Origin of the sequence: Flavobacterium soli DSM 19725 (genome assembly GCF_000422705.1) — a bacterium.
In the GTDB taxonomy this organism is placed as follows: Bacteria; Bacteroidota; Bacteroidia; order Flavobacteriales; family Flavobacteriaceae; genus Flavobacterium; species Flavobacterium soli.
In genome coordinates this window covers 88,347-114,516 of sequence record NZ_AUGO01000006.1, presented here as the reverse complement: position 1 = coordinate 114,516, position 26,170 = coordinate 88,347, and the positions used below count along the sequence as shown (strand labels likewise).

The 26,170-nt window shown below is 34.7% G+C and carries 24 protein-coding genes and 1 pseudogene; 17 read left to right on the top strand and 8 right to left on the bottom strand.

The genetic code is table 11. The features are described from left to right. The 17 genes and pseudogenes from G508_RS0107875 (at window position 1) to G508_RS0107790 (ending at window position 19,573) form a co-directional block, all read left to right on the top strand. Window positions 1-474, top strand: a complete 474-nt coding sequence (locus G508_RS0107875) for a TlpA family protein disulfide reductase (protein ID WP_245569856.1) — start codon at window positions 1-3, stop codon at window positions 472-474. Between the two features lies 1 nt (window position 475). Continuing rightward, window positions 476-964 carry a heavy-metal-associated domain-containing protein gene (locus G508_RS0107870; RefSeq protein ID WP_026704801.1) on the top strand — a complete coding sequence of 163 codons (489 nt, stop codon included), beginning with the start codon at window positions 476-478 and terminating at the stop codon, window positions 962-964. Continuing rightward, window positions 964-1,791, top strand: a complete 828-nt coding sequence (locus G508_RS0107865; protein ID WP_026704800.1) for a hypothetical protein — start codon at window positions 964-966, stop codon at window positions 1,789-1,791. Before G508_RS0107870 ends, G508_RS0107865 begins: the two co-directional genes overlap by 1 nt. 23 nt (window positions 1,792-1,814) lie before the next feature. Next, window positions 1,815-2,027: a heavy metal-binding domain-containing protein gene (locus tag G508_RS20275; protein WP_211223378.1), complete on the top strand. Its 213-nt coding sequence runs from the start codon at window positions 1,815-1,817 to the stop codon at window positions 2,025-2,027. 114 nt (window positions 2,028-2,141) lie between these two features. Next, window positions 2,142-5,369: pseudogene (locus G508_RS20590) on the top strand (efflux RND transporter permease subunit). Beyond that, window positions 5,356-6,609 (top strand): TolC family protein, encoded by a 1,254-nt coding sequence (locus G508_RS0107845; RefSeq protein ID WP_026704796.1) that lies wholly within the window; start codon window positions 5,356-5,358, stop codon window positions 6,607-6,609. The pseudogene G508_RS20590 and the gene G508_RS0107845 overlap by 14 nt, the downstream one beginning before the upstream one ends. A 2-nt stretch (window positions 6,610-6,611) precedes the next feature. Continuing rightward, window positions 6,612-7,859 (top strand): HlyD family efflux transporter periplasmic adaptor subunit, encoded by a 1,248-nt coding sequence (locus tag G508_RS0107840; RefSeq protein ID WP_026704795.1) that lies wholly within the window; start codon window positions 6,612-6,614, stop codon window positions 7,857-7,859. Window positions 7,860-7,861: 2 nt separating this feature from the next. Then, a complete protein-coding gene (locus G508_RS0107835) occupies window positions 7,862-9,109 on the top strand; it encodes an efflux RND transporter periplasmic adaptor subunit (protein WP_026704794.1) in 1,248 nt (415 codons plus the stop codon). Between the two features lie 14 nt (window positions 9,110-9,123). Next, window positions 9,124-10,368: a hypothetical protein gene (locus G508_RS0107830; protein ID WP_026704793.1), complete on the top strand. Its 1,245-nt coding sequence runs from the start codon at window positions 9,124-9,126 to the stop codon at window positions 10,366-10,368. 10 nt (window positions 10,369-10,378) lie between these two features. Continuing rightward, window positions 10,379-10,939, top strand: a complete 561-nt coding sequence (locus G508_RS0107825) for a helix-turn-helix domain-containing protein (RefSeq protein WP_026704792.1) — start codon at window positions 10,379-10,381, stop codon at window positions 10,937-10,939. 78 nt (window positions 10,940-11,017) lie between these two features. Continuing rightward, window positions 11,018-13,555, top strand: coding sequence for a heavy metal translocating P-type ATPase (locus G508_RS0107820; RefSeq protein ID WP_026704791.1), 2,538 nt, complete (start codon window positions 11,018-11,020; stop codon window positions 13,553-13,555). Between the two features lie 9 nt (window positions 13,556-13,564). Beyond that, a complete protein-coding gene (locus G508_RS0107815) occupies window positions 13,565-14,437 on the top strand; it encodes a DUF2911 domain-containing protein (RefSeq protein WP_026704790.1) in 873 nt (290 codons plus the stop codon). Window positions 14,438-14,473: 36 nt separating this feature from the next. Next, window positions 14,474-16,744: a multicopper oxidase domain-containing protein gene (locus G508_RS0107810; protein WP_026704789.1), complete on the top strand. Its 2,271-nt coding sequence runs from the start codon at window positions 14,474-14,476 to the stop codon at window positions 16,742-16,744. 48 nt (window positions 16,745-16,792) lie between these two features. Beyond that, on the top strand, window positions 16,793-16,957 hold the full coding sequence (locus tag G508_RS20540) for a hypothetical protein (protein ID WP_342662956.1): 165 nt from the start codon (window positions 16,793-16,795) through the stop codon (window positions 16,955-16,957). Beyond that, window positions 16,957-17,406, top strand: a complete 450-nt coding sequence (locus tag G508_RS18735; RefSeq protein ID WP_342662955.1) for a class I SAM-dependent methyltransferase — start codon at window positions 16,957-16,959, stop codon at window positions 17,404-17,406. Before G508_RS20540 ends, G508_RS18735 begins: the two co-directional genes overlap by 1 nt. 1,541 nt (window positions 17,407-18,947) lie before the next feature. Then, window positions 18,948-19,370, top strand: a complete 423-nt coding sequence (locus G508_RS0107795) for a DUF6943 family protein (protein WP_026704788.1) — start codon at window positions 18,948-18,950, stop codon at window positions 19,368-19,370. A 23-nt stretch (window positions 19,371-19,393) separates the two neighbouring features. Next, the gene (locus G508_RS0107790) at window positions 19,394-19,573 is read left to right on the top strand and encodes a hypothetical protein (RefSeq protein WP_026704787.1); all 180 of its coding nucleotides are present in this window, start codon (window positions 19,394-19,396) and stop codon (window positions 19,571-19,573) included. Window positions 19,574-19,610: 37 nt separating this feature from the next. Here the strand turns inward: G508_RS0107790 and G508_RS0107785 are convergent, their stop codons facing one another. From G508_RS0107785 to G508_RS0107750, 8 genes are all read right to left on the bottom strand, one after another. Further along, window positions 19,611-20,117: a class I SAM-dependent methyltransferase gene (locus G508_RS0107785; RefSeq protein ID WP_026704786.1), complete on the bottom strand. Its 507-nt coding sequence runs from the start codon at window positions 20,115-20,117 to the stop codon at window positions 19,611-19,613. Between the two features lie 91 nt (window positions 20,118-20,208). Next, the gene (locus tag G508_RS20035) at window positions 20,209-20,385 is read right to left on the bottom strand and encodes a hypothetical protein (protein ID WP_169628022.1); all 177 of its coding nucleotides are present in this window, start codon (window positions 20,383-20,385) and stop codon (window positions 20,209-20,211) included. Continuing rightward, window positions 20,372-20,584, bottom strand: a complete 213-nt coding sequence (locus G508_RS0107775; protein ID WP_026704785.1) for a hypothetical protein — start codon at window positions 20,582-20,584, stop codon at window positions 20,372-20,374. The genes G508_RS20035 and G508_RS0107775 overlap by 14 nt, the downstream gene beginning before the upstream one ends. After that, the gene (locus G508_RS0107770) at window positions 20,571-21,080 is read right to left on the bottom strand and encodes a hypothetical protein (protein WP_026704784.1); all 510 of its coding nucleotides are present in this window, start codon (window positions 21,078-21,080) and stop codon (window positions 20,571-20,573) included. Before G508_RS0107770 ends, G508_RS0107775 begins: the two co-directional genes overlap by 14 nt. 3 nt (window positions 21,081-21,083) lie before the next feature. After that, entirely contained in the window at window positions 21,084-21,479 is a 396-nt protein-coding gene (locus tag G508_RS0107765) for a DUF5675 family protein (protein WP_026704783.1), read from the bottom strand. Continuing rightward, a complete protein-coding gene (locus G508_RS0107760) occupies window positions 21,479-22,237 on the bottom strand; it encodes a hypothetical protein (protein ID WP_026704782.1) in 759 nt (252 codons plus the stop codon). The genes G508_RS0107765 and G508_RS0107760 overlap by 1 nt, the downstream gene beginning before the upstream one ends. Before the next feature lie 809 nt (window positions 22,238-23,046). Then, a complete protein-coding gene (locus G508_RS0107755; RefSeq protein WP_026704781.1) occupies window positions 23,047-24,501 on the bottom strand; it encodes a TSUP family transporter in 1,455 nt (484 codons plus the stop codon). Window positions 24,502-24,525: 24 nt separating this feature from the next. Further along, window positions 24,526-26,169, bottom strand: coding sequence for an NADPH-dependent assimilatory sulfite reductase hemoprotein subunit (locus G508_RS0107750; RefSeq protein ID WP_026704780.1), 1,644 nt, complete (start codon window positions 26,167-26,169; stop codon window positions 24,526-24,528). Window position 26,170: the final 1 nt, after the last annotated feature.

Sequence of the window (26,170 nt, the reverse complement as noted above, 5' to 3'; positions counted from 1 at the left end):
ATGATGAAGAAAATTGTAATAGTATTTTTTTTAATTGCTACAGTTACAAACTCAAAAGCTCAAATTAAAATCGGCGATGCTATACCATCAATTACGTTAAAAAGTAATACTAATAATGAGGTTGATATAATATCATTTAAAGGTAAATATGTACTTGTAGATTTTTGGGCTTCGTGGTGTGCACCATGTAGATTAGGAAACAAAAAGTTAGTAAAACTTCACAATGAAGAAAGTTCAAGTAAATTAGAAATAATCGGAATATCAATCGATACCGATAGAAACAAATGGTTAAAAGCGATAGAAAAAGATAAAATCAAGTTTACGCAATTAATAGACCCAAAAGGATTTGATGCCAATGCAGCTTTACAGTTTGGAGTTGAAGAATTACCATCCAAATATCTATTTAATCCCGAAGGAATTCTAATTGCTAAAAATCCATCAGAGGAAGAAATAATAAAATTAATAAAATCATAAAATGAAAAAAGTATATATAATGATAGCATCAATGGTTTTGATGTTCTCAATAAAAAGTAATGCACAAATCGTAAAAGCCGAAATTAGAGCAACGGGTTTAACATGTTCTATGTGTTCCAATGCCATTAATAAACAGCTAAAAAGTATGCCGGAAGTGATTAATGTAGAAACCGATTTAAATACAAATACGTTTACCGTAACACTAAAAGAAGGTAATGGTTTAAGTCCAAAAGTATTTAAGGAAAAAGTCGAAAAAGCAGGTTTTTTTATCGGTTCATTAGTAGTCACTGCAAAACCTGAAACCATTGCTAAAAACACATATATTTTGGTTAATGACAAAAAAAGCAATGCTTCAGAAGTACAATTTCAAGTGGTTGACAAAGGATATGTAACGGAAAAGGAATTCAAAAAACTATCCAAATCATATAAGAATATCGAAACCTACGCTTCAAACAACGAAGAAGATTTTCACATTAAAATGATAAACTAATGAGAAAGGTCATTTTATTGTTTGCAGTCATCAGTTGCCAAACCATTTTTAGCCAAGAATTATTTGTAGTAACCGATCCAGCTAGTAATGTTCCAGCAAATTCTTTGGCGGTAAATGTGATGCAATCAGCATTTAAAGAAAAATTCGAACCAGGTTACAATTATCATTTAATGCCAGAGGTAACGTATGGTATAAATAAAAATTTGATGGTAAGAGGTTCAGCTTTTATCAGCACAAGAACTAATGCGTTGTATGCCGAAGGTGGCGGTTTTATGGCAAAGTATAGGTTTTATTCCGAAGATGATTTGAATAGTCATTTACGTTTGGCTGCATACGGAAGATACAGTTTCAATCGTGCCGACATCCATCAAGAACAAATAGAAATTCAAGGGCACAATACTGGTTTTGAAACAGGAATAATAGCTACAAAATTGGTAAAAAAAATAGCGATTAGTTCATCGGTTAGCTTTGAAAAAGCACTGGACAACCAACCAAATTATCCTTTTCCGGATAACATTGGCGACAATGCTACCAATTACACATTATCTTTTGGAAAATTAATGTACCCAAAAAAATACACTAGTTTCAAACAAACCAACATCAATCTAATGGTAGAATTTGTTGGACAAACCATTAACGAAAATGGTAAGTCTTACTTAGACGTTGTGCCGGCAATACAATTTATTTTCAACAGTCAGGCGCGATTAGATTTAGCATACCGTCAAGAACTAATTAGTTCAATGGTACGTTCAGCACCAAATGGATTTTATTTCAATCTGTACTATACTTTTTTCGATTTAACCAATAAAACCAACCTGAAAAATTAATTAATAACTAAAAACAATACATCATGAAAACACTTTTTTTAACAGCTTTTTTAGCAGTAACAATGGTATCGTGTAACAACAAAGCTAAAGAAACAGAAACCAACGCAACAGAAGCTAAATCAGATTCAAGCGAGTTATTTGCTTGTCCAATGCACCCCGAAGTTACCGGTAAAAAAGGCGATAAATGTACAAAATGTGGCATGGAGCTTACAGAACCCGTAACACCGGCAAAATAAATATCCTTTAAAAAAAATCAAGAACTCCTCCTATGTTTTAAATTGTTGATATATATCATATTATAAAAGGGCGGAATTGATTAATTTTATTTAAAAGGAAGAAAAAAGACAAAAATGGTAGAAAAACTAATTACATTCTCACTTAGAAACAGAGCAATTGTGCTACTGGTTTCGGCTTGTTTATTTGTGTGGGGAATCTATAGCGTGAAACAAAATCCTATAGATGCTATCCCTGATTTATCAGAAAATCAGGTTATTGTATTTACCGAGTGGATGGGTAGAAGCCCACAGGTAATCGAAGCGCAAGTAACTTATCCTTTGGTTTCTAATCTTCAAGGGATACCAAAAGTTAAAAATATACGGGGAGCCTCCATGTTTGGGATGAGCTTTGTCTATATCATTTTTGAAGACAATGTAGATACCTACTGGGCAAGAACCCGTGTGTTGGAACGATTAAATTATGCCCAACGTTTACTTCCACAAAATGTTGTTCCAACCTTAGGTCCTGATGGTACAGGAGTAGGCCACATTTTTTGGTATCATTTAGAAGCCAATGGAATGGACTTGGGAGAGCAAAGAGCCTTACAGGACTGGTATGTGAAATTTGCACTGCAAACAGTTCCCGGTGTAGCCGAAGTAGCTTCTTTTGGAGGTTTTGAAAAACAATACCAGCTAGTGTTAGATCCACTAAAAATGCAGTATTATAATGTCAGTATGATGGAAGTAATGAATGCTGTTAAGGCTAATAACAATGATGTAGGCGGCCGAAAGTTTGAAATGAGTAATATGTCTTATATCATTAGAGGTTTAGGCTACATAAAGAACAGTAAAGATGTCGAGGATATTTCGATTAAAAATTACAATTCTATCCCTGTGAAGGTAAAAGACATAGGTTCAGTACAAATGGGTGGAGATTTACGCCTTGGAATTTTTGACCAAAACGGAACTGGGGAAGTCGTAGGCGGTATAGTGGTAATGCGTTACGGCGAAAATGCTGATAAAGTCATCAAAGCGGTTAAAGCAAAGATGAAAGAAGTTGAAAAAGGATTGCCCGAAGGAGTGAAATTTAAAACTTCCTATGACAGAAGCGAGTTAATCGAAAAAGCTATTGAATCTGTCAAGGGAACACTTATAGAAGAAATGATAGCAGTTTCACTCGTTATCTTAATTTTTCTGTTCCATTGGAGAAGCGCCCTTATAATCTTAATTCAACTTCCTATATCCGTAGCAATTGGCTTCATATTGCTTGAAGCATTTGGTATTTCATCTAATATTATGTCATTAACCGGTATTGCACTCGCTATTGGAGTTGTTGTGGATGATGGAATTGTAATGGTTGAAAACGCCTACAGGACAATCTCAGAGAAACAAGAAGAAATGATTGATAACAAGTAAATTGGTATGATGATAGAAAAAATTAAAAATTTATTTAAAAAGGAACACGACCCTTTATCCTCTGATGAAAAACTTCAACTAATTGAAAAATCATCAAAGTTAGTAGGACCGGGTGTTTTTTACTCAACACTGATCGTAATTGCGTCTTTTCTACCGGTTTTTTTACTCACAGGTATGGAAGGAAAATTATTTAGTCCCTTGGCTTGGACAAAATCATTCATTCTAATCGTTGATGCTTTTTTAGCCATTACACTCACACCGGTGCTTATAAGCTTTTTATTAAAAGGTAAACTTCGTCCTGAGAATAAAAACCCAATCAATAAAAAACTGGAAAGTGTATACACTCCTATTTTGGTTTTTTGTTTGAAATGGAGGAAAACGGTTTTAGGAATTAATGTAGTAGCTTTACTAATCGGTTTAGTCATGTTTACTCGTTTAGGTTCCGAGTTTATGCCACCATTGGATGAAGGTTCAGTACTTTTCATGCCGGTTACCTTGCCCGATGTTTCAAACTCGGAAGTAAAAAGAATATTGCAGGTTCAAGACAAATTGATAAAATCAATTCCCGAAGTAGACCATGTATTGGGAAAAGCCGGTAGAGCCAATACTGCTACAGATAATAGCCCTATTAGCATGATTGAAACCATCATTTTATTAAAACCTCAAAGTGAATGGAGAGAAGGAAAAACAAAGAATGATATTATAACCGAAATAAATAATAAACTCCAAATTCCGGGAGTAACCAACGGCTTTACACAGCCTATCATTAATAGAATAAACATGCTATCTACTGGTATTCGAACAGATGTTGGAATTAAAGTTTATGGAGAAAGTTTAGATACCATTAATGCACTATCTCAAAAAATCAAAAAAGCACTCGAAGGTACTTCGGGTGTAAAAGATTTGTATGCGGAGCCAATAACTGGTGGAAGGTACATTGACATTGAGCCAAAGAGGGAGCTTTTGGGCAGATACGGCCTTTCAATTGACGATATTAATGCAGTTGTTGAAGCAGCTATCGGAGGAATGAAACTGACAACTACAATTGAAGGACGACAACGCTTCTCTGTAAATGCAAGATATGCACAAGAATATAGAAACAGTATTGATGCACTGAAAAAATTGCAAGTCCAAACGATGCAATATGGCCCAATTCCGTTAGAAACCATTGCAGAGGTAAAAATAAGCGATGGGCCGCCTATGATAAATAGCGAAAATGCCATGCTTCGGGGAAGTGTGCTGTTTAATGTACGTGATCGAGATTTAGGTAGTACTGTGAAAGAAGCTCAGAAAAAATTAAATTCAATGATGTCTAAAATGCCAAAAGGATATTACATTGAATGGAGTGGCCAGTGGGAAAATCAGTTGAGAGCCAATAAAACGCTAAGCATGATACTACCAATTGTGGTGATAATTATCTTCCTTATTTTATATTTTACTTACCACTCCATGAAAGAATCCCTCATTACAATGATAACAGTGCCTTTTGCTTTAATCGGTGGTGTTTTTATGGTCTATTTCTACGGAATCAATTTGTCAGTAGCAGTGGCTGTAGGTTTTATTGCATTGTTTGGAATGGCTATAGAGACAGCAATGTTAATGACCATTTATTTGAATGAATCTATGAACAAAATGGTTGAGAAATACGGAAATAGCAAAGAGGTTATCACCGAAGAAATATTGAGACAATATATTATTGATGGATCAGCCAAAAGGTTGCGACCAAAACTAATGACGGTTTCTGTTTCTTTATTTGGTCTTATTCCGATACTTTGGGCAACAGGTACAGGTGCCGATGTAATGTTACCTATCACAGTTCCTCTTATTGGTGGGACAATTACTTCTACAATTTATGTATTATTAGTAACTCCTATTGTTTTTGAAATGGTGAAACTTCACGAATTAAAAACTAAAGGCAAAATAGAACTTATAGATGTTAAAGAATAAATATTATATCGTTATAAGCTTTTTGATTTTAAGCTTTACAATTGCTAATGCACAGATTGTTTCACTGGATAATATCTTGAGCACAATCAAAACCGATAATCCGCAGCTAAAAATGTATGATGCCGATATCCAAAGTATGGATGCTGCTGCAAAAGGGGCTAAAAGCTGGATGGCACCTCAAGTAGAAACCGGTTTTTTTATGACGCCCTACAATACCAAAATGTGGAAAGCAGATGATATGAGTCCTGGCATGGGCAGTTATATGATTGGAGTCTCACAAATGATTCCCAATTCAAAAAAACAAAATGCCGAATACAAGTATATGAACGCAATGTCATCTGTTGAAAAAGAAAACAAAAATTACACTTTAAATCAGCTTTATGCTATAGCCAAGACAAATTATTATCAATGGCTTGTACTAAACAAAAAAGTCAAAGTGGCCAATGATAACTTACTACTCTTAAAATACATGATAAAAAGCATGGAAATAAGATACCAGTACAATATGGATAAACTCCCCACTTATTATAAAGCAAAATCTCAATATAATGAGTTAGAAAGTATGATTATAATGCTTCAGAATGATATTTCACAAAAAAGAATTATGCTCAACACTCTAATGTCAAGAGATAAAAATATGGTGTTTGAAATTGAAGAAGCATTCGAACTAAAGGAATACAATTCACAACTATTGGACACCTCATCAATTTCCAAAAACAGAAGTGATATAAATGCCATCAAAAGAACCATGGAAGTAAACCAACTGAAAATTGATGCAGAAAAATCAAAATTTCTACCCGAATTTGGAGTTAAATATGACCACATGTTTGCTTTTGGACAACAGCCACAGCAATTCTCACTAATGGGCATGATGACTATCCCCATGCCTTGGTCAACAAAAATGAACAAAGCCAATATCAGTAGCTTTCAAATTAAAAATGAAAGTCTCAATTGGCAAAAACAAATGATTTTAAATGAAACAGTTGGAATGATTTCGGGCATGAATACAGAGCTTTCTAACCTCAATAAACAATACAATATCTCCGAAAAAAGCATCATCCCTTCATTGCGCAAAAATTATGATACCGCCGTTTTGGCTTGGCAAAATAACACTGGTGATTTGTTCATTGTCTTAGACGCATGGGAAGCTTTGAACATGGCCCAAATGGACGCTCTCGACAAATTGCAGTCCATACTAAACACTCAGGTCGAAATCGAAAAACAACTCGAAATTAAGTAACTATGAATAAGTATATAAAATATGGTTTGATTCTAGGTATAATAGCAATAATCGGTTCTGCTATTTATTTCTATGTCATAAAACCTGAAGTACATGACGCAAGCTCTCATCAAAACGTTGTCTATACCTGTTCAATGCATCCGCAAATTATTAGAGATAAACCTGGAAACTGCCCTATTTGCGGAATGACTTTAGTAAAAAAAGTAATTGACAATCATGCTATTGAAGATTATAATATTGAAAATGTCATCAAGCCAACAGATAACTTTGTAGTGGGTAAATTTCAAACTATAACAGCAATAGATTCAACTTTAAGTGGTGAAATCAATCTTCCTGGCACTGTCGCTTATGACCCAAATTCAGCGGTAAATATTGCAGCAAAAATAAGTGGCCGAATTGAAAAAATATATGTGAATTTTAAATACCAACGAATTAATAAAGGACAAAAATTATTTGATTTATATAGCCCTGAACTTTTAACTGAGCAAGAAAACTTTATTTATTTACTTTCAAATGATATTGATAACAGCTCAATTATTGAGGCATCAAAACAAAAGTTGTTGCTTTACGGTATGACTCAAAATCAAATAAGTGCTTTAGCTAATTCAAAAAAAGCCAATCCTAAAATAGCCATTTACAGTCCTTCTAATGGAATTGTCATAGGGTCAGAAACAATGGTTACTCCATCAAATTCTGCAATGCAAAGTATGAATAACAGTACTGAAAAACTTGAGTTAAAAGAAGGAAACTATGTCAAAAAAGGAGAAGTTGTGTTTAAATTAGTAAATACTGATAAAGTTTGGGGAGTATTCAACATTACTCAGGAAAGCAGCAGTTTTATTGAAGTCAATCAAGCCATTAAAATAACTTCTGAACTCAATGCTGAAGAATCAATAGAAGCGAAAATAAATTTTATTGAAACACAATTTAATGCTACCGACAAAACCAATAGAATTAGGGTTTATTTAAACAACAATACACTCAAATTGCCGATAGGTTTGAGATTGCAAGGTATTATAAAAACACGGTCAATTAGCGGTCTTTGGATACAAAAAAACGCATTGGTAAGTACAGGTAATAAAAAAATTGTTTTTGTTAAATCTCACAATGGTTTTAAAGCAACACCGGTAAAAACAGGGTTTGAACTGAACGGTTATATTCAAATCATTAAAGGTATTTCTGTTAGTGATACTATTGCAAAAAATGCACAATATTTAATCGATAGCGAAAGCTTTATTAAAACGGAGTAAGTATGAAAAATTTAAATCAAATAGGCATCTTTTTATTGCTTTCCCTAATATTTACAGCTTGTAATTCTTCTAAAAAAGAAGACCATTCTCAGCATGAGAATAAAAAAGAAGACCACTCTCAACATGATAAAAATAAAGAAACTACTTTTTATACATGTTCTATGGATCCTCAAGTAAAAGAAGATAAACCCGGCAAGTGTCCTATTTGCCACATGGAGTTAACACCCATAAAACAGGATGATAGTGAGGTTAACCAAATAAGTTTAAGTAAACAACAAATTCAACTTGGTAATATCACAACTCAAGTTATAGGACAAACACAAAACAATTTAGAACAAAACTACACAGGTGTTTTAACATTCAATCAAGAAAAATCTAAAACCTTTTCTTCAAAAGCAATGGGCAGAATTGAAAAATTGTATTTCAAATCTACGGGTGATTACCTATCCAAGAACAAGCCAATATATCAATTGTACAGTGAAGATATTGCAATAGCAAAACAAGACTATTATACTGCCTTTAAACAATTGGAGATGCCCGGTGATTTTGGAAAAAATGCAAAAAACATAATGAATGCGGCCAAACAAAAGCTTCTCTTCTATGGTTTGTCCAACACTCAAATTGAGAATATAAAAAGCAACAAAGATGTTTCGCCCTATACCACATTTTACAGCACTGTCGGTGGTACAATTTCTGAAATAACTGCCGTTGAAGGGAGTTATGTCATGGAAGGAACTCCAATAATTAAAGTAACCGATTTAAGTAAACTTTGGCTCGAAACACAAGTAAATATCAACTATTTCAATAGTCTTAAAATAGGTCAAAATGCTACCATAACTTTTGCCGATTTTCCCGATAAATCTATAAGTGCTAAAGTCTCATTTATCAATCCCGAAATAAACCCGGAAACCCGTTTACTATTGATTCGATTTGAAGTCCCAAATCAAAATCTAATCTTAAAACCGGGAATGCAGGCCATTGCAAAATTGATGATTTCCGGCGGTAAAGGAATCTACATTCCTACCGATGCAGTAATTAGAGAACAAAACGCATCCTACATCTGGGTAGAAAAAAAACCGGGAGTTTATGAAAATCTAATGGTAGAAACAGGAATTGAAACCAATGGACTGATAGAAATCAAAACAAAAATTGCCAATGATCAAAAAGTAGTGATAACAGGAGCCTATGCCATCAATAGCGAATATAAATTCCGCAAAGGCAGCGACCCGATGGAAGGCATGAAAATGTAATTTAAACAGTAAGGATGAACAATTTTAATCAAATAATACAGCAATACAAAAACGATTCAGAAAGTGTTTATAATACTTGGTTTGTGGATAATGACCAACGGTTAAAAGCGTTCAGAACTATCCGTCGAGGCATTATTCAGGTTGTTGAAGATATAAAAAACAAATCATTTCCAAATGATTTTAAAAACAGCAGCTTAGAATTTGTGCTCAATTGTATTGCCGAGCAAAAACAGGTATTTGTAGGGGTTTCACATCCTTTTTATTGGAAACCAAAACTCCGAATTCCTGACATCTATGAAAATCAAACCAATAAAATTGCTTTTGGCCAATTCTTGGAAAATTGCATTAATGCAAAAAACGAAGAACAGGTGCTTAGGGAAATTGTAAAACTCGACGAACTTAAAATTAAGGGACTTGGTCCGGCCGTTGCCAGTATTTTGTATTTCTTGCACCCAACCTGGTTTCCGCCTTTCAACACGGCAATTGTAAACGGTTTTAATTTCTTGTTCAAGGACAAAAAAAAACTCGGAAGCTGGAGTGAATACTTAAAAATTAGAGAGACATTACTGGAAACAAATTCCAAATTCAAATCGGAACTGTCCAATGATTTAGGTGCAATCGCAGGCTTGTGTTTTGAAATTGGCACTCAAAAAATGCTCATAGGAAATGATGACTATTTGAGTGAAGAAGAGCGTTATAAATTTGAAAAAAACATAGTAAAACGCCAAAAAGAAATTATAGAAGAAAAAAAGGAAGATAATCTGCATAGTGAGATGCAATACCATTTATTGAAAATTGGAGCGTCATTAGGATTCGATGTTACCCCGGCAAGTAATGATAAAAGCAAAGCCTTCAATGGTCAAAGTTTTTCTTTTATGGCTATAAATAAATTTCCTGAATTGCCCTGTGATAAAGACACGCAAAACACCATTAAACTCATAGATGTATTATGGTTTGAAAAAGGAACAAACAATATTATTGGGGCATTTGAAGTTGAAAAAAGCACCAGTATTTACTCAGGTATTTTACGCCTTTCCGACCTTTATTTCAGTATTTCTGATGGTGATGAAGTTTTTTATATCATAATCCCTGACAATCGCGAAAAAGATGTTATTCAACAACTTAACAGACCTGTTATAAAAAATTCAAAAATGAATATTAAGTACATCCTTTTTTCAGAATTAAGGGCCAATTGTGATGCAATTTGCAAATTCGGCTCAGACCATTCAATAATGGATAAAATCGCTAAATCAATTTAAACATTATCATATGAAACTGTACATTAAAAATATGGTATGCAGCCGCTGCAAGATAGTAGTAAAATCTGTATTTGAAAATATGGGCATCAATCCTGTTTCAGTTGATTTAGGTGAAGTTGAATTGAAAAATGACATTCAGGAAATCCAAAAAAACGAATTATTAAAAAAGCTTCATGCTGTAGGCTTTGATTTGATTGATGATAGGAAAAGCAAAACTATCAATAAGATTAAAACATTGATTATTGATTTGGTTCAAAATAAAAACAATCATTTAAAAACAAATCTATCCGAGTTTCTATTCCAAGAGCTACACCAAGACTATAATACCTTGAGCAACCTCTTTTCCGAAGTAGAAAACACAACAATTGAAAAATACTTCATTAATCTGAAAATTGAGAAAGTAAAAGAGTTGATCATCTATGATGAATTATCCCTAAGCCAAATAGCTTACTCTTTAAACTATAGTAGCGTTTCACATTTAAGTAATCAATTCAAAAAAGTAACCGGCTTTTCACCAACACACTTTAAGAATATAAAAACCATTAAACGAAAGCAAATCGAAGACTTATAAATCTTGCAAATCAAACCCAAAATTTTGCAAATACAAAAAGCAGTTATGATAGAAATTTGTATTAAAATAATATAAAAAATGATACATACTTACAGCATTACCGGAATGACTTGCGATGGTTGTCGCTCTAAAGTCGAGAAAGCATTGAATACTATTGATGGTATTGAAGCAAAAGTTTCATTAAGCCCACCAGTGGCCATAATTACTATGGACAAACACATTCCAACATCAAAGTTGCAGGAAGCACTGACGACTGTTGGAAAATACACCATAGAAATGAGCAATGATAAAACTACAGAAGATACTACAACTAATGAATCCGCTGCAAAGTCATGTTGTTCTACTCATGAGCATAATTATAAAAAAGAGGCTGTTATACCAACCAACGCCGCTGGTAAATATTATTGCCCAATGCATTGCGAAGGCGAAAAAGTCTATGACAAAGCGGGCGATTGTCCTGTGTGTGGAATGGATCTAGTCAAAGCACCTGAACTAACCGTAAACAAGACACTATATACTTGTCCAATGCATCCCGAAGTAATTAGTGAAACTCCGGGTTCCTGTCCTATATGCGGTATGGATTTAGTACCAATGGAACCAAGCGAAAGCGAAGACCAAAGGACTTATAAAGATTTGGTTAAGAAAATGAAAATAGCAGTTGTGTTTACAGTTCCCATTTTCGCCATTGCCATGATTGAAATGGCACACAATAATCCTTTATTGCAACTAATGGATGCGGACAAATGGAACTGGGTACAGCTTATTTTATCTCTTCCTGTTGTTTTTTATGCCTGTTGGGTATTTTTTGTCCGCGCCTGGAAATCAATTATTACTTGGAATCTGAATATGTTCACACTCATCGGAATTGGAACGGGAGTGGCATTTTTATTTAGTTTAGTCGGAATGTTTTTTCCGGATATTTTTCCAAGTGAATTCAAAACAGAACACGGAACTGTATTATTATACTTTGAAGCAACAACAGTTATTCTGACTTTAGTTTTGTTAGGACAATTACTCGAAGCAAGGGCACACAGCCAAACCAGCGGAGCTATCAAAGAATTATTAAAACTTGCGCCAACTGAAGCTACTTTGGTTATTGATGGCGGTGATAAAGTAATATCAATCCACGACATCAAAAAAGGCGATTTATTGAGAGTAAAACCCGGAGATAAAATTCCTGTTGACGGTAAAATAACCGATGGGGAAAGCAGTATAGATGAAGCCATGATTACTGGTGAGCCAATACCGGTTGATAAAAAGAAAGGCGATAACGTAATTTCCGGAACAATAAACGGAAACAAATCATTTGTGATGATAGCCGAAAAAGTAGGTTCCGAAACCTTGCTATCTCAAATCGTGCAAATGGTAAATGATGCCAGTCGTTCACGAGCTCCAATTCAGAAATTAGCAGATAGTATCTCCAAGTACTTTGTGCCAATTGTGGTCATTATATCGGCAATAACCTTTTTTGTTTGGGCAAAATTTGGTCCCGAACCAGCATTGGTGTATGGCTTTATAAATGCTATTGCTGTATTAATTATAGCCTGTCCTTGTGCTCTGGGTCTGGCAACTCCCATGTCAGTAATGGTTGGTGTTGGCAAAGGAGCACAATCAGGCGTTTTGATAAAGAATGCTGAGGCTTTAGAGAACATGAATAAGGTTAATGTTTTAATTACCGATAAAACTGGTACCATCACCGAAGGAAAACCATCTGTCGAAAAAATTTATGCATCCAACAACAATGATAACGAACTATTGCAAAGTATCGCTTCTTTAAATCAACATAGCGAACACCCATTAGCACAGGCTGTTGTCAATTATGCTAAATCAAAATCCATTGCTTTAATCGAGGTAAAAGATTTTGAAGCTGTTGCCGGTAAAGGAGTTACAGGAACAGTTACCGGTAAAAAAGTAGCATTGGGTAATAAAAAATTAATGGAACAAGTCAAAGCAACAGTCGCTGCCGATTTAGAAAGCAAAATCATTACCGAACAAAAATTAGGTAAAACCGTTTCATACATTGCTATTGATGGCATTGCAGTTGGTTTTGTATCAATAACAGACGCCATTAAAACCTCCAGCAAAGATGCCATAAAAGAGTTAATGCGCCAAGGTGTCGAAGTAATCATGATGACTGGTGACAATGTCAATACAGCCAAAGCAGTTGCAGATGAATTGGGATTAGCTTCATACAAAGCAGGATGCTTACCCGAAGATAAACTCAAAGAGATTAAAAGATTACAAGCTGAAGGCAAAATTGTGGCCATGGCAGGTGATGGCATTAATGATGCTCCGGCCTTAGCACAAGCCAACATAGGAATTGCTATGGGAACAGGAACAGATGTAGCTATCGAGAGTGCCAAAATAACTTTAGTCAAAGGGGATTTACAGGGCATCGTAAAAGCTAAGAATTTAAGCCATGCTGTTATGAGAAATATTAAGCAAAATCTGTTTTTTGCTTTCTTCTACAACGCATTAGGCGTACCTGTTGCTGCCGGGGTCTTATATCCATTTTTTGGAATTTTATTATCTCCTATGATTGCGGCTTTGGCAATGTCATTTAGTTCAGTATCCGTAATTGTAAATGCGTTACGACTAAGAAATTTAAAACTTTAAACTTATAAAATGAAAAAAACAATCTTAACAGGCTTAATTATTTTGCAATCCTTATTACTATCTGCACAAAGCAAAGTCCAGATAAGAGTTACTTCCGCCAGTCCTTCAGCTGCTTTTGAGCAAGAAGTAGGTAGCGCAAAAATCAAAGTAACATATAGCAGACCGTTAGTCAGAGGACGGAAAATATTTGGGGAGTTAGTACCGTTTGATAAACTCTGGCGAACTGGTGCAAGTGATTGTACCGTAATAACCACTTCCGAAGATATTGCATTTGGCAACAATGTATTAAAAGCAGGTATTTATTCAATATTCACAATTCCTTCAGGCAATGAGTGGACTATTATCATCAACACAGACACCACTTTACATGGCGAGACTGGTTATGATGAAAAAAAGGATGTGATGCGCTTTAAAGTTCCTGTCGAAAAGAGCGCTAACTTCTATGAAACATTTACAATTGAATTAAATGACATCAATAGCAAAGGAGAAGCATTTCTAAAAATATTTTGGGAAAACACTATGGTCAAAATACCAATTAAAAGTAAAGAAGACGATACAATAGTAGCATTGATAGACCAACATATTATTAAAGGAAAAACTCAGGATGCTACTTTATTATTTCAGGCTGCTAATTATTATTACAGTACCAATAGAGATTTTAAACGAGCGATTGAATGGCTTTTAGAAGCAGAAAAATTAAAACCTGAAAATTTCTATTATCCAAATCTAACGCAAAAAATAGCATCCGAATTAAAGGATTATACCACTGCAATCGCAGCAGCAAAAAGAGCAATTACATTAGCCGATAAAGAGAAAATGAAAAAAAACATTGAAATATTGAATGATAAAATTATTGATTGGGAATTGCTGTTAAAAAAATAATATTTTAAAATCAAAATTAAAAAAAACACCTTTAAAATGGATATACAAAACATTCTTTCAAAAAAGATATTGCCGATAGTAGTACTGCTTTTGGCTACACAAACGCTATTTTCTCAAAACATCGTTCGCTACGATTTATACGTTCGAGATACTATTGTAAATTATTCCGGAAAAGAAAAAAGAGCCATTGCTGTTAATGGTCAAATTCCTATGCCTACGTTGACATTTACTGAAGGAGACATTGCTGAAGTTTATGTACACAACGAATTAAATGAGGACACTTCTTTACATTGGCACGGACTATTTTTGCCTAATAAAGAAGATGGTGTACCTAATTTAACACAAATGCCAATCAAACCTGGTACTACTCATAAATACACTTTTCCAATCATACAAAACGGAACACATTGGTATCATAGTCATTCTGGCTTACAAGAACAAATCGGAATGTATGGAATGTTCATCATGAATAAAAAACAAAATGATAAAACATTCCGAAAAGGAATTGATGATTTACCAACTGTTCCAGTTATTTTAAGTGAATGGACTGATTTAAAACCAGAAAACGTTCATAGAATGTTACACAATGCAACCGATTGGTTCGCCATCAAAAAAGGTACTACCCAAAGTTATGCAGAAGCCATAAAGCAAGGTCATTTCAAAACAAAAATTGCCAACGAGTGGAAGCGCATGAACGCAATGGATGTGAGCGATGTGTATTATGAAAAGTTTCTTATTAATGGTAAAAATGAAAATCAATTATCACAATTCAAAGGCGGTGATAAAGTTCGATTGCGAATAGCTAATGGCGGTGCTTCATCTTATTTTTGGCTAACTTATGCTGGAGGAAAGATTACTGTAGTTGCCAGTGATGGTAACGATGTTGAACCAGTTGAAGTAGATCGATTATTAATTGCGGTATCAGAAACCTATGATGTTATAGTTACAATTCCAGCCGATAATACTTCCTACGAATTTTTAGCAACTCCGGAAGATAGAACTAAATCAACTTCATTATACATTGGAAATGGTATCAAACAATTAATTACTCCACTACCAAAATTGAAATATTTTGAAGGTATGAAAATGATGAACGGAATGATGAAAATGAACGGCGACTTGGACGATATGGGAATGAGTATGTCCTTAAACCAAATGGATATGAATGTAGTAATGTATCCAGAAATAACTGGTGCTACAAATGCAAAAAACAAAGAAAATGAGAGTAGTATGGAAATGAAAAATGACCATTCCAACCATAATCAAAATCAATACAATGCCAATAAGCTATCTAGTATTACAACACTCAACTATGCAATGCTAAAAGCAACTGATAAAACGACATTACCCAAAGATGCACCAGTAAAAGAACTTCGTTTTGAGCTTACAGGAAATATGAACCGATACGTTTGGAGTTTAGACAATAAAGTAGTTTCTGAAACCGATAAAATACTTATAAAAAAAGGAGAAAATATTAGAATTACGCTTTACAACGGTTCCATGATGCGTCATCCAATGCACTTGCATGGTCATGATTTCAGAATTATTAATGGTCAAGAAGAGTTTGCGCCTTTAAAAAATGTAATGGATCTAATGCCAATGGAAACAAATATTATTGAATTCAATGCAAATGTTGAAGGCGATTGGTTTTTTCATTGTCATATTTTATACCACATGATGGCAGGTATGGGAAGAGTTTTTACCTACGAAAACCAAGCTCCAAATCCACTTATTCCAAATCCCAAATTAGCACAAAGAAAATTATTTGCCGATGATAGAGCTTTTCACATTATGGCTGAAAATGATTTTGCTACCAATGGAAATGATGGAATGGCGATGATCCAAAATACACGTTGGAGTTTAGGAGCAGAATGGCGATTAGGGTATAATGATATGCACGGCTATGAAGCAGAATTCCACTTAGGAAGATACATAGGAAAAATGCAGTGGTTAATGCCTTTCATTGGTTTCGATTGGCGTTACAGAAAAATGAACGGAGAAATCGAAAAAAATATTTTTGGACAAGAAAACACCAAAGATAAAAGAGCCGTTTTAAGTGCAGGAGTTAATTACACACTACCAATGTTAGTAATTGCACAAGCCGAAGTTTTTCAAGATGGAAACGTAAGATTACAATTAATGCGTGAAGACATTCCAATTTCTAAACGATTAAGAATGGGTTTTATGGTTAATACAGATACAGAATTCATGCTCGATGCTCGTTATATTTTAAAAAGAAATGTAAGTCTAAGAACGCATTACGATAGTGATATGGGATTTGGATTTGGATTGAATTTGAATTACTAAAAATAGAAAAACTTTCATTAATCATTATCTTTGTGAAAAATAGTAATAATGGGAAATAATAAATCACATTGGGAAAATGTTTTTGCAACTAAAAATCCTAGCGAAGTAAGTTGGACACAAAAATATCCAAAAACATCAATAGATTATTTAGAAAATCTGAACCTATCTATAGACGCCAATATAATTGATTTGGTGGTGGCGACAGCAATTTAGTGGATGCTTTATTAGAAAATGGATATAAAAATATTTGGGTTTTAGATATCTCTGAATTTGCTTTAGAAAGAGCAAAAAAACGATTAGGAGAAAAAGCAAATAAAGTGCATTGGATTGTTTCCGACATTACGCAATTCAGTACAGATATTAAATTTGATTTTTGGCACGATAGAGCTGTTTTTCATTTTTTGACAGAACAAGAAAATATTGATAAATATGTTACTTTAGTTAATAATTCTATAACTGAAAATGGAAATTTTCTATTGGGAACTTTTTCAGAAAACGGTCCACTCAAATGCAGTGGTTTAGAAATAAAACAATATTCTGAAAATACTATGAAACATACTTTTAGTGAAAATTTTGAAGCTGTAAAATGTTTTACAGAAAATCATACTACACCATTTGATACAATACAAAATTTTCAGTTTTGTGGTTTTAAAAAAATATAAAATAAGTATTACTTAGAGAAAATGTTTTATAAATCAGCAATCATTTTTTACCATTATCTCATTCAGCTGCACAAAAATTGCTCCTAGTCCAAGTATTCCTAGCATCAATTCTTTGTTTGCTTCATTTCACTAATTTCATTTATAAATAACGAGAACGTACTTTTTCGTTTAGTGGTAAATTGACGTTTTAGGTTTTCAGTTGCCACTCCTTAGCCAACGCTCCAAAAAAAATTACTGGCACAGTTTTTAGAAAAAACACGTACACTTCGTGACTTGCGCCAGTAATTTTTTTTCCCAAGCTGTGTTACATAATTGAGTATTATAGTTCATCACAAAGCGTTGTTATTGTTTTTTTGGTTTTTGCAATGAAGCTATAATATCAACTATGTAAAACAGCCGCACAGCCAACGCGCTTGCCAGTGGCTCCAGGACAACATTTTTTGTAGCTAGAACATTGGTTTGATATATTCAACTAAGGTGTGCTACAAAAAATACCGTCCTTCTCCACTGTCTTAGAGAACATTTGCTATTTCATAGGATATTTTCGGTCACCATTGCTTTTATGAACGTTCTCTATAACTGTCTTTATCAACTTTGCGATTAAATAGGTAGTGTTTTCGTTGCTTTTGTGAGTAAAGAAAATGACTTAGTTATACTATTTTGCCTTTGGTTAAAGTCATTTTCTTTACCCACAAAACCAAAAATGCCAGCAAGAGTATCTTGTTTCATTTGCCAGAACATCCACAATCATTGTTTTCACGATAGCTTAATGCTATATCATTTCAAAAGAACCAATCTCTTATTCCGAATTACAATTCACTTTTACGGTAGCATCAAGCTATCATAAAAACAATCACAACCTCTACAGTAGCAAATAAAACAAGATACACTTGCCTGCGCTACTGCCTCATCGCACTAGGTAAGTAGTTGCATTGTTTTTTTGAGTATAGAAAATAGTTTATGTTAAATCGATTTGCCTATGGTAAAAACCATTTTCTATACCCAAAAAAATCAAATAGTAAGAAATGGTCACTAAGTACAATTCCAAGAAAAAAGACCATTACGTTTGACCATTAAAAACAATAAAAACTTCAAACGAAAGAGTATAAATTTTCAAAACAAAAAAATAATTGGTATGGAATTTTATTTCTTTTTTCTGTTTTGAAAATTTATACCCTTTCCGAGGACATCCACTATTCTTAACAACATCCCAAAATCAGTTTTAAATGGAACATTTTGGCTTTCGAGGAAAAATAAAAAAATAAATAAAAGAAAGTAAAGTTAAGTTCCGGTTTCAAGAAAAACAAGTTCAAGCCCTTCGGGTTTTAGAAAAAATCTCCACCCAAAACGGTTCGCAACAACATTTATTTCCGACTTCACCTCCACTTTTCCGATGATGTATCGGGTAGTATTTTTTCTAAAAAACTTGTTTTTCTTGAAACCTCCACTTGAAGGACGACTTTCTTTTTTTTCTTTTTTTCTTTTAAAAATTTTATGTGTGGCTTGTGGTAGCGAGGCACATCATCTTAAAAACCGAAAGTATGCCAAATTTCATTATCAAAACGCACCGAAAAGATACTGTTTACGCCAGACCATGTTTATTCATACTCAACAAAGGACTGAACAGCGGAAAGCCACAAAAAACACCATTTACTAACAGCTTTGTCGTGATTTTTCAAAACGAAGAAGATTGCGAAAATATCTTTTGGATAACTTACAGTCTTTGGCAGTCCAAATTTTGGCACAGAAACCTTTGTGGTTCTGTCATTCCGTTTCTAAGAATGGGTGATTTCATCAGAGAATTTTCTGCAAAAGCCGAGGAAATGCTACAAGATTTTGAACAACATAAAAAAGATGTTGAAACACTTCGCCTTTTGGAACTCAAGGAAAAACAATTTCATCAAAATATCAATCTTATCAACGATTTGAAGCGAGTAATTCTACATCGCTATCATAAAAAATGAAGTCTTATTTTAAATCGATAATCATGAAACTATTTATTTTGTACCAAACAGACAAATGGAAATCCAAGGCATCAAGAGTATGTTTTGGGATATTCGACACCAGAGCCAAAGCAATTGATTGTGCCAAATGGCAAGAACTTTATAACTTTAATTCGGAAGTTGTAGTGTTAGAAGTAACACTCAATTTATTTGAAGAGGTTTAAAAAATAAATGCCTAGTCAATATTGACTGGGCATTTTGCTACACATTAATAAAGTTTAAGTCATTCTTCAGATGAAGTTTCCATGTAAACCAGGATGTTTGAAACCAACTTCCTTTTTTTTCTTTGATAAAATTAAATCGCTTACTTGGTATCAAAACTTGAACTCTGTTTTTTTGGAACATTTCGCTTCGCTTTTTACCTTCCAATGTTGTTATTGGCAACAGCATCATAAAAGGTTTATCCAATTCAAAAGCGCGTTTCAAGAATTGATCCTTTAAAGAATAAGGAGGATTTGTAATAATCAAATCATAGTGTTGAGGTTCATACTCAAAAAAATCTAAGCCATCTTTCAAGTGTGATTTTATCACTTCAAATCCATTAGCTTTTAGAACATTGACAATTTCGCTATTCTCAATTGCGGTACATTCCCAAATTATTTTAACCCCATCTGGAATATAAGGAAGAATACATTCTACAGCTTCTTTAGGCGTATATAATTCATCAAAAGCACCTCTTTTTATATAATCTATTTTATTTTGTATCATACAAGTTATTTTTTAAATGAAAAAGCCCATTCCTTTCGGTTTGGGCTTTCACTTTGTTTAACCCAAAGGTCACCACAACTAGAGTTAAACATTATTTTTTGTGCTTCTTATTTATGCTTTTAAGCAGTAATGAAATCGTAAAACTGACAATTGCTCCAACAGTAGCCAAGACAACCGTTTTTGCTATATCATCAGAAGTAAGATTAGGAACAATACTTAAAAACGTACCTCCAGCAGTTCCCATCAATGTGGGATTATTTGCTGTCATCAGTTGTAGTTAGCTGACTTGCAGCCGACAAAACTCCTCCAGCAACTGCCAAATAACCACCAATTGTAGTGACTACAACTGGTAACGCTATTGGAGCTGCTAAAATAGTTCCGCCAACAGCAGCCAATGCCAAACCAACATTTCGAAGCACTTTAAAAAATTTCGGTATTGGTGCTTTTGCTCTTTTAATTAAACTCATGGCTCATTTTTTTAGGGTAACGATTAAACAATGTCGTAGTAGAACCTTTTCCTCCACCACCAATATCAGAACTATCTCGATGGCTTTCCCTTTTTATGATTATAATGTCTTTAGAGCCACCAATCTCTTTGGAAGAATAATTTCCAGTAGAGGTGTCTTTTCTTCCACCAATTCCATTGGTTTCACTAGAGCTTCTTTGAAGTGTTCCGCTCGAACTTTTCCCACCACCAATACTATCGCGGGATTGAGTTGCGCATTCACCTTTAATTCCTTTGCAACCTCCAATTTCTCCATCAGTACTTAATCCGCAAGTACATCTTGAAAAGCTTTCATCAAAATCTGACTTTAAATTAAACTCACTTTTTGGCAAAGTATCTGAATTAGATTGATCATCACAACTTGTGAAACCAATAGTCATTAATAAAACAAGCATTAACATTTTAATACTTCTAAAAATACGATTTGTTGAAGCAGTAGCTCCTAATAAATTTTTCATCTTTTAAGATTTAATAATTAATAAAACTTTTTCTGCGCTATCTAAAGCACGATATACCGAGTTTTTCAACTTGATAAATGCCTTTCTTGACATCAGACCTAAACCTGGTCCAGAAAGTTTTGTAACTGGAGCAATACAACCATTTAGTTCTTTTAGTGCATTATTGGCAGGATGAAATAGAATAAAATTTCTATCTTTCACATCAATCACTTCCAAATGCCATTTAAACTTCCGACTGTATCGCTTTCTAATAAAATACTTCCCTTCCGGAATGCAGGAAACCTTCGTTTCGTTAATCTTCCAAGGCAACTCAATTGTGTTACAAATTAATTTGCCATCGCATTCGAGTTTACCGTTTGTTCCATCAGGGAAATAAGTTCTAGTGAGCAATAAGACCATTACACACCACTGTCAACCTTAGCAACAGATAATGGATTAAAAGCACCATTTTTCAACGGGTACATTGTTCCATTAATTTGTTGATAAAATTCAACTCCCAAAGCCAAAAACAAAGGTTTTGTACTAGCAGCTGTAACCGCATTCACTTGGTTAATAACCGCTGTTGGGGTTGCATCCCATGGCAAAATTGCCGTTTCAGAAGTAGCAACTACATACGTTTCAGCTTCAAAATCTACCTCGGCTCCGCCAGAGATAATCTTAAAGTGAGTAGTTCCACTTGGTGCAGCAATCATATTCGAAGGAATAAAAGAAGCAATATCAACTGATATTTCTCCAGCAACTCGGTCAATTGTTGCTACAAATGGCGCATACAAGCTAGTTCCTAGCTTACCGCGAATATTGAATTCAAAACCAAATAACAATTCAGCCTCTCCATCAATTACGTTACGCAAACCTCTATCACTCACTAAATCGGCTTGAATAACTTTAACCATAGCTTGGGTTAAACGACTTACCATTCTACCATCGGCAGAATTGATAAGTAATGGTCTCAGAGCAGTGCGCAAAAGCTTCCCAGCTTTTCCGGCTCTGCCAAACTCGGAGCCATTCTCACGAGTTCTTTGAAACGCTGGATCACTGGCAATTCTACTAGCGTCAATACCGCCTTTTTCTCTCGCCAAGTGTCCGTCTTGCGTTTTGTAAAAAGTAATATCACCGATAGTACCTTTTAGTTTAATTATGCCTTTCTGTCTAGCCATAATCTTTACAATTTTTGATTAATACTCATTTTCACAACTCACTTTCATTTCGTTAATCGTTGCAACTAAATCCCGAATGATTTAATCAAAGTTTCAAACATTAAAACCACATTTCAAACACTCTCATTTCTAAACCAAACAAAATCACACTTAATCGACTATTTTAATATGTTCTATTAATCAGAAATTACATAGCTTTGTATTAGTTACCATAGAGTAGTCAAAGCCTAGTCAAAGGCATAGATAAAGTATTAAATTATAGAAAAGTGATACTAAGCAGCACAAGGGTATGTATATATCCAAAAGATGTGCAACGCATAATGGGAAAAGAATATGCTCAAGCAAGATTGTATTTATTGAAGATTAAGAAGCACCTAAATAAAGAACCTCATCAGCTTATCTCTATTGAGGAATTTTGCGAGTATACAGGACTTAAAATAGAACATGTAGTGCGTTGCATAGTTGGATGAAAATTGAATGGCTAAAAGACTGCTAAATCACTGAAAATAATAGAAACTAGTTCAAAAAATAGCATTGCTAATTTTGTTGATTAATGATAATTCATTATATTTGAATTGTCAAAAAGGTACAAATCGAATTAATCTATAAGGGGCACAATTCGGGGTACTTTAAAATAGTAAAATTGCAAGGTCAATAATATCAAGACATACGAAAGCGGGTTGCAAACCCTCTTTCTCCGCCAGCTGGAAAGCAAATTAAAATTAAAACCCTTAAAATCTTAATAATTTTAAGGGTTTTTGCTTTTTATCAGATATTCAAAAATTCATATACGAATTTAAACCTGTTTGCTAAGGTAAAACTCTAAAGAGCATTCTCAAACTAAATACAATTACCAACAATGCAACCAAAAGCAGTGCGGTTTTTTGAGGTAACTTTCCAGCTAGCTTTGCAGCTATCGGTGCCGCAGCTGCACCTCCAAGTATTAATCCCAATATAATATACCAATGACTAACTCCTAAAGTTGTAAAGAAGGTTATGGCTGCAGCCAAAGTCACAAAGAATTCGGCAAGACTTACGGTTCCAATGACATAATTCGACTTTCTGCCTTTATTTAATAGTGATGATGTAACAATTGGTCCCCAACCTCCACCACCAAATGCATCGAAAAAGCCACCAAAAAACCCCAATACCCCTACCCGTTTCGTTTGTTGTTTTTTTCTTATTTTCTTAAAAGCAAGGATTATCAATCTTATGCCTATAACCATAGTATAAATTGACAGAATGGAATAAGCAAAAACTTCATATTTGTTACCCAGATAAATCAATAATCCTGCTCCACAAACAGCACCCAAAACACCCGGAATGACCAACCACCATAAAAGCTTTTTATTGACATTACCGAATTTGTAATGCGAAAAACCACTTATGGCACTGGAAAACATTTCGGCTGTATGAATACTTCCACTAATTGCTGGCAATTTTATTCCCAACAACATCATACTGGTTGCACACGTTACTCCATAACCCAAACCGACGGCACCATCCACAAGTTGAGCCAAAAAGCCAATCAGCAGCATTCCCCAAAATTCGTTGGGAATCAACTGGATCTGAACGGCAAGATCCTTTGGAGTAATGATAGTTGAAAGTCCGTAGCCAATAAAAAAAATCATAAACAATACGGCAATTTCCAATACCAGTTTCTTGTATTTCCGGCTTTCTTTTTTTTCTTGTCTTGAAGATAATCCTTCTGTAGCTTTGTTTAAGTCGGCTAGTTTCTCCTGAAAGTCACCTTTATGTTGATTTCTAAAGGCGTGGAGCTGCTCGATATTGTCGTTGATGGTATCGGGTATGATATCCTCCAAATGTTCACGCATTCGTCTGGCCAAAACCGGAGATTTCCCATTTGTCGAAATCGCGATTTTCAAACTTCCTTTGTTGACAATTGATCCCAAATAGAAATCGCATAAAGCGGGCTGATCGGCAGCATTTACTTTAATTTTATTTTTTTTTGCCAACTCCCGAATCTCTAGATTTATTGCGGGATTATCTGTTCCAATTATCACATAATCAATATCTTCCAAATCACTTTCTTGGAATGGTCGCTCGAAAGCCGTGATATTGGAATGCGAACTCACGATTTCACGAAGCTTAGGATATAGGATGGTAGCTACAATGATAATTGCAATTTCAGGATTCTGCCTCAGGAGTGTTTCCGTCTTTTCTAGACCTACATTCCCTCCTCCAACGACCAAGAATCGTGCAGTATCGGTTTTTAAAAAAACTGGAAATAATGTGTTTTGCATGCTGTTCTATTAAAATAATTACGTCTAATTTTGAAAAAATGTCCTAAAAGCAAAATCTCCAAATGTTTCACCAACATACCGCTGTTCCGTATACCTTTGAAACAAATAATCGGCTTCTTGCAAAATCTCCTTTTCGGTAAGTTTTTCTTTATACAATCGATTGAGCCTTTCGCCATATCGATCGCCACCCAACATGAAATTGTATTGTCCAGGTCCTGTGCCTACAAAGCCTAACTCGGCAACATAAGGTCGGCCACAACCGTTTGGACAACCTGTCATCCTGATTACGATTTCATCATTTTGAAGATTGTATTTTTCCAAAACAGGTTCAATTTTCGTTACTAACTCAGGTAAATACCGTTGGGCTTCAGCCAATGCAAGCGGACACGTTGGCAAGGCGACACATGCCATTGAGTTTTTTCGAAGCATACTATCGTCTTTAGCAATGGCATGCTTTTCGAGAAGAGTTTCAATCGTAGGCCTATCGTTTTCAGAAACCTCTCCCAATATCAAATTCTGGTTTCCTGAAAAAATAAAATTTGAAATCTGTTCTTGAGCAACTTCTAGCAAAAACTGCTTTTGATAGGGCTTTACAACTCCATGTTCTACAAAAAGGGTATAATACCATTTGCCAGTCTCACTTTTTTCCCAACCAAAGCGGTCGCTTCGTTCCGTAAACTTGAAAGCCTTTTGAGGTAACAAATCAAAACCAATTCTGCTTTCGAGTTCTTTTTTGAAACCTTCTACCGTTAACTTGTCGACAGTATATTTCATCCTGGACAATTTTCGATCGACACGATTCCCAAAATCACGCTGGATTGTCAAAATTTCATAAACTGCTTTCAAGGTTTTTTCTTCGGTATCTGTAAAACCAATTATGGAAGCCAGTCTCGAATAGGTATTTGGATTTCCGTGTGTTGTAGCCAATCCGCCTCCAACAGCAATATTGAAACCAAGCAATTTGTTGTTTTCGATTATGGCAATCAACCCTATGTCATTGGTGAAAACATCCACGTCATTTGAAGGCGGAATGGCAATTGCGATTTTAAATTTTCTAGGCAAATAGCGGTCTTCATATAGAGGATCAGCTTCGGAAGAACGTTCGTAGATCTTTTCTCCATCAATAAAAACTTCATAATAGGATTGTGTTTTCGGCAACAATAAGGTCGAAATTTTATCCGCATATTGATACACTTCCTGATGCAAAGCCGAAAGTTGTGGATGCGAACTCACGATTACATTTCGGTTTACATCGCCACAAGCTGCAATCGAATCCAGTTTTGCAACATTGAACGATTGAATCGTAGGACGAAGCTGGTGTTTGAGCAAACCATGCAGTTGAACCGTTTGACGTGTTGTGATTTTCAAGGTTCCGGTTCCAAATTCTTCCGATATGTTGTGCAATGCAATCCATTGGTCTGCAGTTATAACACCGCCTGGAATTCTCAATCGGATCATAAAGGAATACAGCTTGTCTAATTTTTTTGCTGCCCGTTCGGCTCGACGATCCCGGTCGTCCTGAACATACATACCATGAAATTTCACCAAGGTTTCATCATCTGGACGGACATTTCCTGTGAAATTGTCTTTCAAGCTCTCTTTCAAGGTGCCTCGGAGACCATCGCTTTTTGTTTTTATGCCTTCAACGGCTGATAATTTCTCACTCATT

Coding starts and splice junctions, on each gene's coding strand:
- G508_RS0107825 (WP_026704792.1), top strand. CDS start 10,379: ATGAAACTGTACATTAAAAATATGGTATGCAGCCGCTGCAAGATAGTA.
- G508_RS0107750 (WP_026704780.1), bottom strand. CDS start 26,169: ATGAGTGAGAAATTATCAGCCGTTGAAGGCATAAAAACAAAAAGCGAT.
- G508_RS0107875 (WP_245569856.1), top strand. CDS start 1: ATGATGAAGAAAATTGTAATAGTATTTTTTTTAATTGCTACAGTTACA.
- G508_RS0107865 (WP_026704800.1), top strand. CDS start 964: ATGAGAAAGGTCATTTTATTGTTTGCAGTCATCAGTTGCCAAACCATT.
- G508_RS0107775 (WP_026704785.1), bottom strand. CDS start 20,584: ATGAGTTTAATTAAAAGAGCAAAAGCACCAATACCGAAATTTTTTAAA.
- G508_RS0107790 (WP_026704787.1), top strand. CDS start 19,394: ATGAAACTATTTATTTTGTACCAAACAGACAAATGGAAATCCAAGGCA.
- G508_RS0107760 (WP_026704782.1), bottom strand. CDS start 22,237: ATGGCTAGACAGAAAGGCATAATTAAACTAAAAGGTACTATCGGTGAT.
- G508_RS0107765 (WP_026704783.1), bottom strand. CDS start 21,479: ATGGTCTTATTGCTCACTAGAACTTATTTCCCTGATGGAACAAACGGT.
- G508_RS20035 (WP_169628022.1), bottom strand. CDS start 20,385: ATGACAGCAAATAATCCCACATTGATGGGAACTGCTGGAGGTACGTTT.
- G508_RS0107815 (WP_026704790.1), top strand. CDS start 13,565: ATGAAAAAAACAATCTTAACAGGCTTAATTATTTTGCAATCCTTATTA.
- G508_RS0107810 (WP_026704789.1), top strand. CDS start 14,474: ATGGATATACAAAACATTCTTTCAAAAAAGATATTGCCGATAGTAGTA.
- G508_RS0107755 (WP_026704781.1), bottom strand. CDS start 24,501: ATGCAAAACACATTATTTCCAGTTTTTTTAAAAACCGATACTGCACGA.
- G508_RS0107845 (WP_026704796.1), top strand. CDS start 5,356: ATGTTAAAGAATAAATATTATATCGTTATAAGCTTTTTGATTTTAAGC.
- G508_RS0107770 (WP_026704784.1), bottom strand. CDS start 21,080: ATGAAAAATTTATTAGGAGCTACTGCTTCAACAAATCGTATTTTTAGA.
- G508_RS0107840 (WP_026704795.1), top strand. CDS start 6,612: ATGAATAAGTATATAAAATATGGTTTGATTCTAGGTATAATAGCAATA.
- G508_RS0107785 (WP_026704786.1), bottom strand. CDS start 20,117: ATGATACAAAATAAAATAGATTATATAAAAAGAGGTGCTTTTGATGAA.
- G508_RS20540 (WP_342662956.1), top strand. CDS start 16,793: ATGGGAAATAATAAATCACATTGGGAAAATGTTTTTGCAACTAAAAAT.
- G508_RS20275 (WP_211223378.1), top strand. CDS start 1,815: ATGAAAACACTTTTTTTAACAGCTTTTTTAGCAGTAACAATGGTATCG.
- G508_RS0107835 (WP_026704794.1), top strand. CDS start 7,862: ATGAAAAATTTAAATCAAATAGGCATCTTTTTATTGCTTTCCCTAATA.
- G508_RS0107820 (WP_026704791.1), top strand. CDS start 11,018: ATGATACATACTTACAGCATTACCGGAATGACTTGCGATGGTTGTCGC.
- G508_RS0107830 (WP_026704793.1), top strand. CDS start 9,124: ATGAACAATTTTAATCAAATAATACAGCAATACAAAAACGATTCAGAA.
- G508_RS0107795 (WP_026704788.1), top strand. CDS start 18,948: ATGCCAAATTTCATTATCAAAACGCACCGAAAAGATACTGTTTACGCC.
- G508_RS0107870 (WP_026704801.1), top strand. CDS start 476: ATGAAAAAAGTATATATAATGATAGCATCAATGGTTTTGATGTTCTCA.